Origin of the sequence: Flavobacterium sp. 316, assembly GCF_000967805.1 — a bacterium.
Lineage (GTDB): Bacteria > Bacteroidota > Bacteroidia > Flavobacteriales > Flavobacteriaceae > Flavobacterium > Flavobacterium sediminilitoris.
The window spans coordinates 353,754-370,968 of the sequence record NZ_JYGZ01000004.1; the positions used below are offsets into that span (position 1 = coordinate 353,754).

General features: G+C 31.3%; 15 protein-coding genes. 10 read left to right on the forward strand and 5 right to left on the reverse strand.

Features of this window, described 5'->3' with window-relative positions:
• The first annotated feature begins 13 nt into the window (after positions 1–13).
• The 5 genes from SY27_RS10305 (at position 14) to SY27_RS10330 (ending at position 5,859) form a co-directional block, all read left to right on the forward strand.
• Positions 14–2,329 carry a TonB-dependent receptor gene (locus SY27_RS10305; RefSeq protein WP_045969898.1) on the forward strand — a complete coding sequence of 772 codons (2,316 nt, stop codon included), beginning with the start codon at positions 14–16 and terminating at the stop codon, positions 2,327–2,329.
• Positions 2,330–2,377: 48 nt separating this feature from the next.
• Complete coding sequence (locus tag SY27_RS19085; protein WP_369793059.1) at positions 2,378–2,515, forward strand: DUF2024 family protein; 138 nt, start codon at positions 2,378–2,380, stop codon at positions 2,513–2,515.
• Between the two features lie 761 nt (positions 2,516–3,276).
• A complete protein-coding gene (locus tag SY27_RS10320) occupies positions 3,277–4,212 on the forward strand; it encodes a S41 family peptidase (protein ID WP_045969900.1) in 936 nt (311 codons plus the stop codon).
• 106 nt (positions 4,213–4,318) lie between these two features.
• On the forward strand, positions 4,319–4,579 hold the full coding sequence (locus tag SY27_RS10325; RefSeq protein WP_045969902.1) for a hypothetical protein: 261 nt from the start codon (positions 4,319–4,321) through the stop codon (positions 4,577–4,579).
• Positions 4,580–5,004: 425 nt separating this feature from the next.
• Positions 5,005–5,859, forward strand: coding sequence for a phytanoyl-CoA dioxygenase family protein (locus SY27_RS10330; RefSeq protein ID WP_045969904.1), 855 nt, complete (start codon positions 5,005–5,007; stop codon positions 5,857–5,859).
• 48 nt (positions 5,860–5,907) lie between these two features.
• Here SY27_RS10330 and radA read toward each other — a convergent pair whose 3' ends face one another.
• The 5 genes from radA to panC form a co-directional block, all read right to left on the reverse strand.
• On the reverse strand, positions 5,908–7,269 hold the full coding sequence (gene radA, locus SY27_RS10335) for a DNA repair protein RadA (protein WP_045969906.1): 1,362 nt from the start codon (positions 7,267–7,269) through the stop codon (positions 5,908–5,910).
• Positions 7,270–7,271: 2 nt separating this feature from the next.
• Positions 7,272–8,480, reverse strand: a complete 1,209-nt coding sequence (locus SY27_RS10340) for an alpha/beta hydrolase (protein ID WP_045969908.1) — start codon at positions 8,478–8,480, stop codon at positions 7,272–7,274.
• Positions 8,481–8,520: 40 nt separating this feature from the next.
• On the reverse strand, positions 8,521–9,456 hold the full coding sequence (locus SY27_RS10345; protein WP_235270956.1) for a lysylphosphatidylglycerol synthase transmembrane domain-containing protein: 936 nt from the start codon (positions 9,454–9,456) through the stop codon (positions 8,521–8,523).
• A 26-nt stretch (positions 9,457–9,482) separates the two neighbouring features.
• Positions 9,483–9,833, reverse strand: a complete 351-nt coding sequence (gene panD / locus SY27_RS10350) for an aspartate 1-decarboxylase (protein WP_045969912.1) — start codon at positions 9,831–9,833, stop codon at positions 9,483–9,485.
• A gap of 85 nt (positions 9,834–9,918) precedes the next feature.
• A complete protein-coding gene (panC, locus tag SY27_RS10355) occupies positions 9,919–10,764 on the reverse strand; it encodes a pantoate--beta-alanine ligase (protein WP_045969914.1) in 846 nt (281 codons plus the stop codon).
• Between the two features lie 107 nt (positions 10,765–10,871).
• Between panC and SY27_RS10360 the strand changes: the two genes are divergently transcribed.
• From SY27_RS10360 to SY27_RS10380, 5 genes are all read left to right on the forward strand, one after another.
• The gene (locus SY27_RS10360) at positions 10,872–11,678 is read left to right on the forward strand and encodes a glycogen/starch synthase (RefSeq protein WP_045969916.1); all 807 of its coding nucleotides are present in this window, start codon (positions 10,872–10,874) and stop codon (positions 11,676–11,678) included.
• A 16-nt stretch (positions 11,679–11,694) separates the two neighbouring features.
• On the forward strand, positions 11,695–13,338 hold the full coding sequence (locus SY27_RS10365; protein ID WP_161794148.1) for a DUF4270 domain-containing protein: 1,644 nt from the start codon (positions 11,695–11,697) through the stop codon (positions 13,336–13,338).
• Positions 13,339–13,344: 6 nt separating this feature from the next.
• Positions 13,345–15,192 carry a glutamine--fructose-6-phosphate transaminase (isomerizing) gene (glmS, locus tag SY27_RS10370; protein WP_045969920.1) on the forward strand — a complete coding sequence of 616 codons (1,848 nt, stop codon included), beginning with the start codon at positions 13,345–13,347 and terminating at the stop codon, positions 15,190–15,192.
• Positions 15,193–15,345: 153 nt separating this feature from the next.
• A complete protein-coding gene (gene atpD / locus SY27_RS10375) occupies positions 15,346–16,857 on the forward strand; it encodes a F0F1 ATP synthase subunit beta (protein ID WP_045969922.1) in 1,512 nt (503 codons plus the stop codon).
• Between the two features lie 76 nt (positions 16,858–16,933).
• Positions 16,934–17,215: a F0F1 ATP synthase subunit epsilon gene (locus SY27_RS10380; RefSeq protein ID WP_045969924.1), complete on the forward strand. Its 282-nt coding sequence runs from the start codon at positions 16,934–16,936 to the stop codon at positions 17,213–17,215.

A 17,215-nucleotide genomic window follows, 5' to 3' on the forward strand; every position in this document is an offset into this window, starting at 1 on the left:
TTTAATCATACGAATGAACAGAATATTATATCTATGGGTCAGTCTATTATTTATGGCTTTTACCCAAAATACAAACGCACAGCACAAACTACAAGGAAAGGTAATGGATGCTAATGGCAAATACCCTTTACAGGAAGTTGCCGTGATGGTCGAAAATACAATATTGGGAACAAATACCGATGCCCAAGGGAATTTTGAAATACCCAATGTTAGCTTTCCTTTAAACTTAAAAATATCTCATGTTGGGTATGAAACTATTACCCTCTCTCTTAAAGAAGCTCCTAAGGATTTTGTCGTAAGGCTTACTGAGCAGCCTCACGAACTGGAAGAAATTGTAGTGGTTTCTTTTGAAGGGAGTAAAAAACTCAAGGAAACGCCTGCCGCTATAAGCAGTATTGGGCAGAGGGATATAAACCGCTATAATTTAACAAGTCCGCAACAAGCCCTCAATACATTACCGGGCATTAAGTTAGAATCGACCACTTTAGGACGTTATTCACTTAAAATACGAGGTGGTAACTTGGGGGCTATTGGACATGCTGATGGTTATAAAACCTATTGGAACGGTATCCCCATCAGTCTGGCAACTGGAAATATTCCGTTGGGTCAATTGGATTTTGGGAGCATTGGAAGCATGAACATTGTTCGTGGCCCATCGGGTAGTATCTACGGTGCCGGTTTAAGCGGTGTAGCACTTTTGGAAAACAGAAAACCCCTATACAAGCAAACAAGTTTTCAAACCGATTTCTTGGGAGCTAGTTATGGTACTTATCGTTATGGGGCAACTTTTGCAACGAGCGGGCAAAATAGCGATTTGCATTTGCAATATTCAAAACTTCATACTGATGGTTATCGTAATGAAGCGGCCTCGGACAATGAATTCATCAACTTAAATGCACGTTTTTTTCCTAGTGAAAAGCAAAGTCTTTCCTTGATTACCCAATACGTAGACCGTAGCTATGGTATTCCTGGAAATCTATCGGCTGAGCAAGTAGTCGAAAATCCTAGGCAATCCACTTTTTCTCGTGAATTGGATAATGGATTAAGAGGCAAAAGCCTATTGGTGGGTGCTGGTCATACCTATCGCTTTAACAATCGTTGGGAAAACAGCACTTCTTTCAGCTATCAGGTCTATGAGGGTGACTTTTTGATAGGGAATGACTTTTTTATGGTAGCAGACAGGAGTATTACCACAGCTTTTTCTGCAAGAACGGCTACAACGTATCGTTTTGATGGTTTTTTTGGGAAGGAAAACTGTCTTGTTTTTGGCGGTGAATACACTCGTGGAATCAATGATGTCAATGAGTTTAGTAACGGATTTCAAAGTCCCATCATTAGTGCAAGGACTTCTACAGACCGTTCTTTTTTGGGATTTAGCCAATTAGAGATGGAATTGCCTGAAGACTTTACCCTTACACTGGGAGCCAGCTACAATAATTTCCAATTGGATTTTGAGGAGCGTTTGGTTGAACTGGACAATCCGCGTTTCTCAAAGGAAGTGAACGATTTTTCTCCCCGAATAGCTTTAACTAAAAAAATAAATGATGCGTTTTTTGTGTATGCGAACATTAGTAAAGGATTTAGTCCTCCACCTAGGGGTGCCTTCGACAACAATGGAACCCAGTTGAACTTCGACCTCGAATCGACCAAAGGATGGAACAAAGAGTTAGGGATTAGGGGAACAACTTTCAAGAACCGTTTATCATTTGATGCAGTATTTTATAGGTTGGACGTAAAAGATGTTATCCTTCCTCGCATTGCAAGTAATATAGGGGGTGTTGAACTTGTTATGAACGAAAACGCTGGAGCTATAGACCGACAAGGTATAGAACTAAGAACTGAATATTTCTTGGTAAAAAATTCTCAACAGTTTTTATCGCGAGCCAGTGTATTTGGTAGTTACACTTACATGGATCATAAGTTTGAGACCTATAATACGGTAGAGATCAATGAAAATGGAGAGACTAATGAAATAAACTTTGATAAAAAAAACATTCCTGGGATTCACCCACATACGTTGGTAGTAGGAACGGATATAGTGACCAAACCAGGGCTTTATTTTAACGGTACATTTTCCTACTATGATAAAGTTTATCTAAACAATGCTAATACGATAACCGACAATCCTTACCGATTGTTCGATGCTAAACTTGGTTTTAAAAAGACCTTAACAAAAGATTTCTTTTTTGATGTATTTGTAGGGGGCAATAATATCTTGGGCGATACATATAGTGCGACTCATCAGTACAATTCGTCTTTCGGGGCATATTACGACCCAGCTCCTGGTAGAAACTTCTATTCTGGAGCTAGTTTAAGGTACATTTTTTAATCGATAAGGAAAGATGGCATTATGGACTTGTAACAAAAAGACGACACAATAATGTACTTCGATATTATTGCTCCATCAAAAATAAGAGATGGAGCAATAATCTATAATTATGGAAAAAAATATCTGAAATTAAAAGGTTCAGAAGATCAACCTTTAACATCAGAAGAATGTAGATTTTTTACATAGAAGCTAGAAAGCCTGATTGGAAAGCCGAAATCGCATTAAAATGATATTATATCTATGAAATGGAAAATTGCAATTAATTTAATTAAGATTGCTAAATTCACCTATTAAACTATTGTTCAACAAGACTTTATAAAATAAAAATACATTTAATATAAATACCAACAAAAAGATATTTCGAGTAAGATAGTCACAGGTTTAGAGCGAATTTTAGAAATTTTTAAGGTTATGCTTTGGGGAAAAAGCAAAATTGGTCAATTTAAGTACCATTCAAATACAGATACTCATTTTTATAACTTTTCATAAAAGAGAACTCTGTAACATAAGTCATCTTACCAAAGAATTTAATGTATTAAAACCAACTGTAAGGGGTTTGCTGTTAAAGTTTTTAGAAAAAAAAGGATTAATCCTGAAAAAAAAATTAACTTTAGACGGTAGAGAAGTTATACTGTGATTTTATCTGACCCAGAAAAAAATAGTATCTCAAAATTTACAATTTCTCCTGTTCTTTAAAAAACCAATTAAACGATTTTTTACCATCTGAATTACAATATTTATTTATGACTTTGAGTCAATTTATTTATAAACTAAATCAAAGTGAAATTCTCCGTGTACAGAGAACTTGTTATGGATTCAGATTTTATAAAAAATCATTATTGCAACTTATTACAGAAAGAACTATTGAATGAAGAAATCAGGATAGATTGTCTCGAATATGAAAATAAATAAAAATTTAATAAAGTAACAATTATAAATCAACATTTATGAAAAAGAACTTTTTAATTATTTTACTATTTAGTTGTAGTATTGCATTTACGCAAAAGAAGAATAGTTTAACCAAAGCAGAAACAGATCAACTTATAACGCAAATCTCAACAAATCTTGAGCAAAATTATTTTGATTCCAAAAAAGCCAAAGCATTAAACAATTTTCTTAAGAAAAAACTGAAGAAAGATGAGTTCTATAACCTTCCTGCAGACTCATTAACTAAAAAGTTAACCTTGCTCCTACGCAACCAAACCAACGATATTCACTTTTATATAGGAAGACTTATTAAACCAGAAGTTCAACAAGATCCCAATAAAAAGTTGCCAAAACAAAACTTTAATGGTGGTTTTACCGAAGTTAAGATTTTGGAAAACAATATTGGTTATATAAAATGGGACAAATGCATTGCCGATGACGATGCTTTTAAGAAAATAAAAAGTGCTTTAGTTTTCCTTGAAGGCGTTGACAAATTAATTATAGACATTTCTGAAAACCCTGGTGGCGACGGACGAAGTGGTGGTTTTATCAATCAACATTTGTATGAAGACCCAAGTTACCAAAGTCTTTTGATGAAAAAATGTGTTGGAGAGGAAAATTGGTACCAAAGTGAGGTGGCATACAATTATTCCGATGCGCCTAAGTTTTTTAACATTCCACTTTACATTATTACCTCTAAAAACACAGGTTCAGCTTCAGAATATTTTGCCTTTACCGCCCAAGAAATGCAAAGAGCCACCATTCTTGGCAAAACAACGGCAGGTGCTGGAAATCCGGTAACGATGGTTACAATGCCTGGGTATTTTATGTATGTACCTGTTTGTGAAATAAAAACCTATGATGGCAAATCCATAGAAGCTAAAGGTGTAGTTCCCGATGTAGAACTTATCTCTGATGATTGGCTGAATGAAACTTTGGATTATGTAAATAAGTAATTTGTACCATTAAAGCTACACAAACAACATCAACAAAAAACTTTAGTTAATTTCAAAGAAACTAGCTTATCTTTTCGCTTCTATTCATAATAATAAATTAAAAAAAATGAAAAATCCCAAATCAATTTTAACTTTAATACTACTCTGCTTTATCTTTTTCTCTTATTCTTCTGATGATAATGATAACATAGAAGCAAGAAAAAATAAAGCGGTAAAATCAAAGAAAGCTTCTGAAATAATAAAAATTGACTATACCTATAATGATGATGGTTTATTATCAAATGCAACTGAAAAAAATTATAACAATACACCTTATAACTATGTCTTAAATTACAACTATGACACCAATGGTAGAGTAATAAGGTAGGATTATCAAGAAACTAACTATAGTAATTCCAACCTTTATAATTATAATTCTGAGGATTGTGATTCGATATAAAAAACTAAACAAATGGATGAACTAAATAATATAATAAAAATTTTCAGAAAAACTATATAGTATAGTTACAGATAATGAGAAAAATTGTTGTATTTTATATAGAGTAAGGCGATCATCACTAATGATTGACGGTAATCCTAAAACCATATGCGAAAAAGAAAATTTGTCCGACATTTTGTTGCAAATCCATGTTATAGCCTTGGAAAACAGCAAAACAGTAGAAAGGTATTTTACTTTGAAGCGATAATTTCCTTATTTTTATAGTTTTGTAATATTATTAGATACTACGGAATTAAGGTTTCAAACACGTATAAAAAAGAGTTTTTGAATACGTTTAAATAATTATAGTTAAAATGAATAAATACATCACAAAAGAGCAAATAAATGAATTTTACACAGAAGGTTTTGTGAAACTGACTAATTGTCTATCACAAGAATTACTCTATAAACTAAATCTTTTTTTTGATGAAGTTATTGCCGATGAAAATGATCATCAAAAGGTAACAATTACAGTTGATGATAAAAAATTCATTACAAATCTTGAATTGTTGTGTTATAAAAACAATTTAGCTTGCTTAGAATTGTTGGGAAATCCTTTTTTGTTAGAAATTGCGCAAGCTATATGTGGTGATGATTTTTTTGCCATTCAGGAATTTGCTGTACTTAAGAATTTAGGAGATAATTTACCTGTTTTATGGCATCAAGACATGATGCATAAAAGAACTGGAAATTGTTTTACTGTAGGCATTTATATTGACAATGCTAATTTAAACGATGGTGCTTTAAGGGTTATTCCTAAAAGTCATTTAAGTAATAAAAACATATGTGATTTAGCAAAAGAAGATTTTATTGAAGTTCCTATGCAACCTGGTGATATCCTTATTCATGATATGATGTTAGCACACAGTTCGGAACCTTTGCAGAAAAACCAAAAAAGAAGGGTGATTTATTTTGAATTTTTATCTGCTAAACAAGTAGAAGTTGAAAATATCTATACAAAAGAACTTGTTGAAAACAGAACAAAGTTATTAGCTCTTGCCATGAGCTATTATAAATTACAAAATCCTTTATCAGAGCAATTTGATTGGAAAAAAAATGATTTTAAATATTGTGAAAAAGAAAAAGAAATACGAGTTCTTTTAAATGAAGTATATTCTATTCCTATAAAAGCAAAACCTTCAAATTATTGTTTTGACTCATTTATCTAAATTAATATAAGTTAACTATTTTTTAAAAAGTGTATACTCTAATTCTTTTTATCCAAATAATTCACTAACTACGTCTTCAATTTTTGAAACTAAAACGACCTTAATTTTTGTGTTTTTTAAAGATATTTTGTTGTGTTTAGAAACTAAGATAGTTGTGAAACCTAGTTTCTCTGCTTCTTGAATGCGTTGGTCAATACGATTTACTGGTCTTATTTCTCCAGAAAGTCCAACTTCACCAGCAAAGCAAAATCCTTCTGCAATAGGAATGTCTTCATTAGAAGACAGAATTGCAGCAACAACAGCTAAATCAATCGCCGTATCTTCTACAGAAATTCCACCTGTAACATTTAGAAAAACATCTTTTGTTCCTAATCTAAACCCTGCTCTTTTTTCCAGAACAGCCAAAATCATATTAAGCCTTTTAGCATTATACCCTGTGGTACTTCGCTGCGGTGTTCCATAGACTGCGGAACTAACAAGGGATTGAATCTCTATCATCAAAGGGCGCATGCCTTCAAGAGTACAAGCAATAGCTGTTCCTGAAAGCTCTTCGTCTTTATGTGAAATCAAAATTTCAGATGGATTATCTACTTCTCTTAATCCATTTCCTAACATTTCATAAATCCCTAGTTCTGCTGTTGATCCGAATCTGTTTTTTAAAGAACGGAGAATTCGATATACGTGATTGCGATCGCCTTCAAATTGTAGTACAGTATCTACCATATGCTCTAAAATTTTTGGTCCTGCAATGGTTCCGTCTTTGGTAATATGTCCAATTAAAATAACAGGAACATTGGTTTCTTTAGCAAATTTAATCAGCTCTGTAGTACATTCTCTAATTTGAGAAATGCTACCCGCTGAAGATTCAATATAATCTGTATGCAAAGTTTGTATAGAATCTATAATAACAATTTCAGGTTGCATCTCCTGAATTTGTTTAAAAATATTCTGTGTTTTGGTTTCGGTAAGGATATAGCAATTATCACTATTTGGCACTATTCGTTCAGCGCGCATTTTAATTTGCTTCTGACTTTCTTCACCTGAAACGTAAAGTGTTTTGTAAGGTAATTTTAAAGAAATTTGAAGTAAAAGTGTGCTTTTTCCTATTCCTGGTTCACCTCCTAAAAGAGTTAATGATCCAGGAACTAAGCCTCCTCCTAATACACGATTTAATTCACTATCTGTAGTATTTAATCTAATTTCTTGGGAGCTATCAATTTCTTTTATAAGCAATGGTTTAGCAGCTTTAACAACAGAGTTAGAGGTTGTTTTCCAAGCTGTTTTTTCTTCCTTTTGAATTACTTCTTCTACAATAGTATTCCATTCTTTACAAGCATGGCACTGTCCTTGCCATTTTGAAAAAGAAGTGCCACAATTTTGACAAAAAAAGGAAGTTTTAATTTTACTCATAATTATTCTCCATCTTTCTTTTCCCCTTCTTCTGAAGTTGGCTCAGCAAGTTCTTCTACTGTAGATTCGTCTTTTTTATCTTTTAAGCTTTCTGCTCTATCAAGCATATACGATTTTGTTAATTCTCTTATATCTGTCAATGTATATGCCTTTCTATATTCTTTTATAGCTTTTTTATATTCTCCAACTTTTTCATAATATAATGCTTGATGAAAAGTTCCTAAAGTAGTTTTTGGGTATTGTTTATCAGCATATTTTCCTAAATCTTGTAATTCTAAATATGCTTTGTTTTTTAAGATTGCAGCTTCAATTGCTTTAAAATCAGTTAAACGAGGTTGAATTTTTAGTCCAAGATTTTGTTCTAAATTAGTATATTTATCAATTAAGTATTGTGTATATCCTTTATCTAATGTTACAATTTTTTCTTGAAATTCAACCATTGAAATAGGTTGATAACCATCAAAAATAAAATACAATGCCTGAGGAATAGCTTGTGCAACTAATGAATAGTGAGATGCTCCTTTAAATTCATCAAAACGGTATTTGAAAGTCTTATTTTGAAGTGCATTAATATTATTATCTAACGCTTTAGCTCCATCATTAATTTCTTTAATATCGCCTTCTCCTGTAGCTTGATAATAAAAAAGAGGTTTCTTTATAATTGCTAATCTTTCTGAAATTCTTTTTTCCATTTCAGGTGCCATTTCAGGTGCTAATGATATATAACCATTAAAAATAGGATTGTCTTTGTATAGGTAAAAATTTAAGAATCCAGCAGTAGTATCATGCCCTGCAATAATTCTAAAAGGTTGTGTTCTAAATTTACTTTCAAGATAAGGTAATAATTCAAATCCGATAAACTCAAAAAAACTTGCTCCTTTTCCAGAAGGTAAACCATTACTGTCAAATTCACTATCATTAAAACGAGTTTCTCCATAATTTTGATTTACTGCTACAATTATCATTTCAGGTAAATCATCCCAATAATTTCCATATTTTACTATTCCTTCAAAAGGAGATAGAAGATATTCTCCATCTAATAAAACTAAAATCGGATATTTTTTATCCGTATCAAACTCATAATTAACTGGAAGAGAAACTGTAAAACTTCTTTCTTCTCCTAACTTTTTTGATTGAATCGTTTCAACTGTTTTTTGAGAAAAAGCAAATGAAGTTATTAAAATAAATAGTAAAAATAATTTAATTTTCATGATGATGTTATAGTGTTTAAATGATATAGCAATATACTAATTAATTTTTATTGAAAATATTCAAAAACAAATAAGAAAATAAACCTAAAATGATTGTTAGTAATGTTTGTGATGTCCAAATAATCCATCCTAATGCTGTTCCTGCATCTTCCGCAATTCCGTATAATAGTAATACTTTGGCAATGGAAATAGGGAAAGCACCAATACCACCATTAGTAAAGCCAACAGCTAAACTTCCAAAAATAAAACCCATTATCACCACATCAAATGAGATGGAAGCTGTTTCTGGAATGGAAAATATACAAACGTAAAACATTAGTAAATAGCAAAACCAGATAAAAAAAGAGTGGAACAAGTATTTCCATTTATTTTTCATTTTTAAGACACTAGTCATTCCTTCAATAAGACCAATGAATTTAGATTTTATTTTCAATATTATTGGCCATTTTGCCCATTTCCAAATAAGTAAGAACGCAAAAAAAGAAATAAAGCCTATTATTGTAATAAAGATTATTCTATTAGGTGAAATATTAGAAAAAATGAAGTGATTAATTTTATCAAATTGTAATAGAAATGCAGTAATTACAAATAATAAAAAAATCAAGAAATCAATAACTCTTTCTGCTACAATTGTTCCAAATCCTTTATCAAAAGGGATACCTTCATATTTTTTTAAAATAATAGCTCTTGTTACCTCTCCAGATCGAGGAATTGTAAGATTCATCAAATATGAAATAGAAACTGCAAAGAAAGAATTATGAAATTTTGGTTCATATCCTAAATGTTGCAAAGAATATTTCCATCTATAAGATCTTGACCAATATCCAAATAAAGATATAATAACTGATAAAAGCACATAAAAATAATCGGCACTTTTAAAGTATACTTTTATCCTTTTAATCTGTTCTTCACTAAAAGAAGAATATTGATAATATATTAATCCAATTCCTATTAATAGAGGAATAAATATTTGCAAAATTTTCTTTAGGGAAGAACTCAAAATTAAGTTAATGAATTATCTTTTTCATTAGGAAACACTAACGAAGGCTTGAAATTTTTAGCTTCTTCAAAGTCCATTGATGCATAAGAAATGATGATAACAATATCTCCACGATGTACCTTTCTTGCTGCCGGGCCATTTAAGGTTATTTCTCCGGTATTTCTAGGGCCTTTTATAGCGTAAGTTTCTAGTCGTTCACCATTGTTTATGTTTACAATTTGAACTTTTTCACCCTCAATAATGTTTGACGCTTCCATTAACGCTTCGTCAATGGTTATGCTGCCTATATAATTCAAATCGGCACCTGTTACGGTTACTCTATGAATTTTTGATTTTACTACTTGAATATGCATGCTGCAAAGTTAATTATTTCGTGTAAATTAAATATTTTTTTTTAAGGAAATATGAAATTCCTATTTCTATATCATAAAGCAGGAGTTACATTGAAATATTATCAATAAGTCTTATGTTATCAATAAAAACAGCTATAAAACCACGATATTTCTTAGTTTTATTTTTCCTCTTACAAGTTAAAAGAGTTGATTCTTCAGCAATTTCAAAATATTCTAGCTTAAAATCAGGCATTTTTTTAAACTTTTCTTCAACTATTTTAACTACTTCATTAGCTGATTTTTTTTGAAACAATTTTTTCGTTTCTTTTAATATTTCATAAATAATTGAGGCTTTTTCTCTCGATTCATCTGACAGTCTTTCATTTCGAGAACTCATCGCTAAACCACTTTTCTCTCTGTAAATTGGACAACCAATAATTGTTACAGGTAAGTTGTGTTTAGAAACCATTTTCTTTACTATTTGTAATTGTTGAAAATCTTTTTCTCCAAAATAAGCATTAGTTGGTTTTATAATTTCAAAAAGTCGCTTTACAATTGTACCTACTCCATTAAAGTGACCTACTCGATGTTTTCCTTCCATTTGAAATTCAAGACCATCATAGCTAAAATCCTGAGACTCGACATTGTTTTCATAAATATCTTTAACTGTAGGATTGTAGATAATTACTTCAGAACTAATTTTTTTTATTTTAGCGACATCAGCCTCTAATGTACGTGGATACTTCTCTAAATCTTCTTTGTTATTAAACTGAGTAGGGTTTACAAAAATACTCATCACTGTAATATCATTTTCTATTAAAGATTTTTCTATTAAAGATAAATGTCCTTTATGCAAAGCACCCATAGTAGGAATAAACCCAATGGTCTTATTTTGATTAATCAAAGGCAATAAATGAGAGGATAAAACTTTGTTTTCAGTAAAAATGAGCATCTTGTTTTATGTTAATTAGTGTGCAAACTTACTATTTTACTAGATAAATCCATAAATTTTTGTAATTTTGCGTGTTTTTTAAAAACAATTGTTAAACAAAAATAGTTATGGAAGAAAAGAGGATATTGTACGTATCATCTGAAGTGGTGCCTTATTTAGCAGAGAATGAAGTCTCGCTACAGTCATATGAATTTCCAAAAATGATTAATGATATTGGAGGTCAAATAAGAATTTTTATGCCTCGATATGGAAATATTAATGAAAGAAGACATCAGCTACATGAAGTTATTCGTTTATCGGGAATGAATTTAGTAGTTAATGATATGGATATGCCTCTAATTATTAAGGTTGCTTCTATTCCTAAAGAAAGAATTCAAGTTTATTTCATTGACAATGATGAGTATTTCAAAAGGAAAGCTACTTTTACTGATGAAGATGGGAATTTATTTCCAGACAATGATGAAAGGGCTATCTTTTTTGCAAAAGGAGTTGTAGAAACTGTAAAAAAATTAAATTGGGTTCCAGATGTAATACATGTTCAAGGATGGATGGCATCATTATTACCAGTATATCTAAAACATTATTATAAAAATGAAGGAATATTTACTGATACAAAAATTATTACTTCAGTTTATAATTTAGGATTTGAAGGAGAATTGAATTCAGAATTAATGAATAAAATGAGTTTTGATAATATATCGGATGATGTTATTTCAACAGTTAAAATGCCAAATTATGAGAACTTAATGAAGTTAACAATTGATCATTCTGACGGTATTGTTATTGGTTCTGAAGGACTAAGCCCAACTTTAACAAAATATATAGAAACTTCCGAAAAACCTTTTTTACCTTTCACACCGAAAGAAAAGCTTAATGAAATTTACACTAGTTTCATTAAAAAACATATTTTATAAATTACGGTATAATTACATGAAAAAAATTGTTTCAAATATAGCTATATTGTTGAGCATAGCCACTATTGTTTCTTGCGATAAAGATTTTAACACAATAGGTTCCGAAGTTATTGGAGATGACCATTTTGATTTTTTAATAAAAGATGATGTTACATTGTCAGCTTATACTAAAAGAACAGGTGCTGTTCAATCAAACAACTTACCAATAAATTCTCTAGGCATATATGTTGACCGTTATTTTGGAACAACGAAATCAACATTTGTAAGCCAATTAGAATTAAACAGTATTGCTCCTTATTTTGGGAATATACGAGAAATACAATCAACAGATTCTATCTATTTATATGTTCCTTATTTTAGCGAACAAACAGCAACAGGTTCTGGAATTGAACCTAATACTTTTGAATTAAAATCAGTTTATGGAGATTCAGATAACGCTACCTTAGATTTAAAGATATTTGAAAATGGTTACTTTCTAAGAAATTATAATGCCGTAGATCCTTCTGTTTCACAAAAATATTATTCAGACGAAAAGACATCTTTAATTGAAAACAATTTAGCAAGTGCACAACTTAATGACGGCTCAAACCTTTCAGAAAACACTCAGTTTAAATTCAATAAAGAGGAAATAATTATCTACAAAACAAATGGTAGTGGAGCTTATTTAGACTCTAATGGAGCTGTGACAACTGATGATTCAAAAAGAGTAGTAAAAGAAAGGTTAGCTCCAGGAATGTGGATTAATCTAAATAAAAGTTTCTTTGAGACTAAAGTTTTAAATGCTCCTGATAGCAAACTGATTAACAATAACTTATTCAAAGAATACTTTAAAGGATTGTATTTTCAAGTTGATGCAAATTCAAGTGGTAATTCTAATGCATTAGCATTACTAGATTTTTCTAAAGCATATATTACAATGCAATATCACACAAAGGAAGCAGCAACAGATGAGTTTAAGAAAAAAACATTTAAATTAAATTTAAAAGGAAATACAATTAATTTCTTTGAAAACACATTTTCATCGGAATACAATGATGAACTAACGAATACTAATGCTCCTAATACAGACGAGTTCTTATACCCAAAAGGAGGTGATGGCTCTGTTGTTTTTATAGATTTATTCGGGGATGATGACGCAGGAGATGATGATTTAATCCCTGAAGAACTAGAAGAATTAAGATCTCAAAACATCCTAATAAACGATGCTTATTTAACTTTTTATGTGAAAAATGAAGAACAAAAAAATTCAACAAGGATTTTCCTATATGATGCAACTAACAATATACCTATCTTAGATTATATTTTTGATAGCTCAACAGCGACAGATCCTGCTAACAACAAATTCTCATATGGAGGAATATTAGAAGTTGTTGAAAATGTTGATACAAAATACAAGATTCGATTAAGTAGTCATATCAACAATTTAATCAAAGGAACAGATCCAGATACAAATAAAAATGTAAGGCTTGGATTATCTGTTACTCAAAATATTAATAACGGAAACAGATATGGCATTAAAGATCCTACACTATTTGGCAATACTAATTTACCAATAGGATCTATAATGAGTCCACTAGGAACTATCTTATACGGGAATCACCCAAGTACTGATCCTAGTAAGAAAATGAAATTTGAAATTTATTACACAAAACCTAATTAATTTTTTATGTGTGGTATCGTAGGTTATATTGGTCATAGAGATGCTTATCCTTTAATAATTAAAGGATTACACAGACTAGAATACAGAGGTTATGATAGTGCCGGAATCGTTTTGTTTGACGGAAAAGATTTAAAATTATCTAAAACAAAAGGAAAGGTTTCAGACTTGGAATTGAAAGCCGAAAAGGAAGGTACACTACATGGAAATATAGGAATGGGACATACTCGTTGGGCGACTCATGGAGTTCCAAATGATATAAATTCTCACCCACATTGTTCAAACTCTGGAAACATTGTTATTATTCATAATGGTATTATTGAAAATTATGAACCGATAAAAAAAGAATTAATCAAAAGAGGTTATACTTTTAAATCGGACACGGACACTGAAGTTCTAGTCAATTTAATTGAAGATGTTAAGAAGAAAGAAGGATTAGGACTAGGAAAAGCTGTTCAAGTTGCTTTAAATCAGGTTGTTGGAGCTTATGCAATAGCTGTTTTTGATAAAGAGAAACCAAATGAAATTATTGCTGCTCGTCTTGGAAGTCCATTAGCAATAGGTATAGGTGAAGATGAGTTTTTTATTGCATCAGATGCTACACCTTTTATAGAATACACGTCAAATGCTATTTATTTAGAAGATGAAGAAATGGCAATTGTTCGTTTGCATAAACCAATGAAAGTTCGTAAAATTAAAGATGATTCTTTAGTTGAGCCTTATGTCCAAGAACTTCAAATGAATTTGGAGCAAATTGAGAAAGGAGGATATGAACACTTTATGCTAAAAGAAATTTACGAACAGCCAAGTGTTATTAAAGACACATATAGAGGTCGATTATTAGCAAACAAAGGAATTATTCAAATGTCAGGTGTTGAGGATAATATAGAAAAATTTCTTAATGCAGATCGAATTATAATAATTGCATGTGGTACTTCTTGGCATGCTGGATTAGTTGCTGAATATATTATTGAGGAATTTTCCAGAATCCCTGTAGAGGTTGAATATGCGTCAGAATTTAGATATAGAAATCCTATTATAAATGAGAATGATGTAGTAATTGCAATTTCTCAATCAGGAGAAACAGCAGATACATTAGCGGCTATAAAACTAGCAAAAGAAAAAGGAGCATTTGTTTTTGGTGTTTGTAATGTTGTTGGTTCATCTATTTCAAGAGAAACCCATGCAGGAGCTTATACTCATGCTGGTCCAGAAATTGGAGTTGCGTCAACAAAAGCTTTTACAACACAAATTACAATTTTAACCATGTTAGCTTTGCGCTTAGCAAAAGCAAATGGAAAAATGTCAAATTCTGACTATCAAAGATATTTATTAGAACTGGAATTAATTCCAGAAAAAGTAACAGAAGCATTAAATACTAATGATGTAGCAAAGCAAATTGCAGCTATCTATAAAGATGCTCCAAATTGTTTATACTTAGGAAGAGGCTATAATTTTCCAGTTGCCTTAGAAGGAGCCTTAAAACTTAAAGAAATTTCTTATATTCATGCAGAAGGATATCCTGCTGCGGAAATGAAACACGGACCGATTGCTTTAATTGATGAATCAATGCCTGTAGTTGTAATTGCACCAAACAAAGGTCATTATGATAAAGTAGTTAGTAATATTCAAGAAATTAAGTCTAGAAGTGGAAAAATAATCGCTGTAGTTACAAAAGGAGACACACAGGTTAAGGAATTAGCAGATCATGTTATTGAAATTCCAGATACAAGTGAAGCTCTAACACCTTTATTAACAACAATTCCATTACAATTATTATCATATCATATAGCAGTAATGCGAAATTGTAATGTTGATCAACCTAGGAATTTAGCGAAGTCCGTTACTGTAGAATAACAATAAAAAAGCGAGATTTTTAAATTTCGCTTTTTTATTTCAAAAAAACTCAAAAAATTAATTGCAAAATTGTCTACAAAAAAACTATCTTTGCATTCTGAAAAATATATCGGTTTTTCAATACTAAATAGCTATTAAATAAATACATAAGCAATGTCTAAAGTTACAGGAAAAGTTGCAAAAATTATCGGACCAGTTGTTGACGTGGTATTTAACACGGAAAATGCTGAGCTTCCTAAAATTTATGATTCATTAGAAATCACTAAAGCAGACGGAACAAAATTAGTATTAGAAGTACAATCTCACATTGGTGAAGATACTGTTCGTACAATCTCAATGGATTCTACAGATGGTTTATCTAGAGGACAAGAAGTTTTGTCTTTAGGAACTCCAATTCAAATGCCAATTGGTTCAGAAGTATTTGGTCGTTTATTTAATGTAATTGGTGATGCAATTGACGGTTTAGGAGATTTACCTAAAGAAGGTTCAAATGGTTTGCCAATTCACAGACCAGCTCCAAAGTTTGAAGATTTATCAACTTCTACTGAAGTTTTATTTACGGGTATTAAAGTAATTGATTTAATTGAACCTTATGCAAAAGGAGGTAAAATTGGATTGTTTGGTGGTGCTGGAGTAGGTAAAACAGTATTAATTCAGGAGTTGATTAACAATATTGCAAAAGGTCACGGAGGACTTTCTGTATTTGCAGGAGTAGGAGAAAGAACACGTGAAGGAAATGACCTTTTAAGAGAGATGCTAGAATCTGGAATTATCAAATATGGTGATGATTTCATGCACTCTATGGAAAATGGAGGATGGGATTTATCTAAAGTTGATAAAGATATAATGAAAGATTCTAAAGCGACTTTCGTATTCGGACAAATGAATGAGCCACCTGGAGCACGTGCACGTGTTGCTTTATCTGGTTTAACAATTGCTGAATATTTCCGTGATGGAGCCGGAGATGGACAAGGGAAAGATGTACTTTTCTTCGTTGATAACATCTTCCGTTTTACACAAGCTGGATCTGAAGTATCTGCGTTATTAGGACGTATGCCATCTGCAGTAGGTTACCAACCTACATTAGCAACTGAGATGGGTGCGATGCAAGAGCGTATTACTTCTACAAAAACAGGATCTATTACATCAGTACAAGCAGTTTATGTACCTGCGGATGACTTAACTGACCCTGCACCTGCAACAACATTTGCTCACTTAGACGCAACAACAGTATTGTCTCGTAAAATTGCTGAGTTAGGTATTTATCCAGCAGTAGACCCATTAGATTCTACTTCTCGTATCTTAACTCCTCTTATTTTAGGTGACGAGCATTATGATTGTGCACAAAGAGTAAAAGAAATTCTTCAACGTTATAAAGAATTACAAGATATTATTGCAATTCTTGGTATGGAAGAATTATCTGAAGAAGATAAATTAGTCGTTTCTAGAGCGCGTCGTGTACAACGTTTCTTATCTCAACCATTCCACGTAGCTGAACAATTTACAGGATTGAAAGGTGTGTTAGTAGACATTAAAGATACTATTAAAGGATTTAATATGATTATGGATGGTGAATTAGATCATTTACCTGAAGCAGCATTTAACCTTAAAGGAACAATTGAAGAAGCTATTGAAGCTGGAGAAAAAATGTTATCAGAAGCATAACTGAATTAATGAACTACATGTTACGAAAATTAATAATTCATAACTTGTAGTTTGAGATTCGTAATTATAAAAAATTATGATTTTAGAAATAGTATCACCAGAAGCCACATTATTTAAAGGAGAAGTTACTTCAGTAGCCGTTCCTGGTATTAATGGTGAATTTCAAATGTTAAATAATCACGCTCCTATTGTGTCATTATTAGCAAAAGGAAATATAAAAATTAATGCTCAAAATATTAAAATTCAAAAAGAGTTTGTTTCTAAATTCAATAAAATAAATGAGCAAACATTTTGGTTACCTATTAATTCTGGGACTATCGAAATGAAAGAAAATAAAGTTATTGTTTTAGCTGATTAA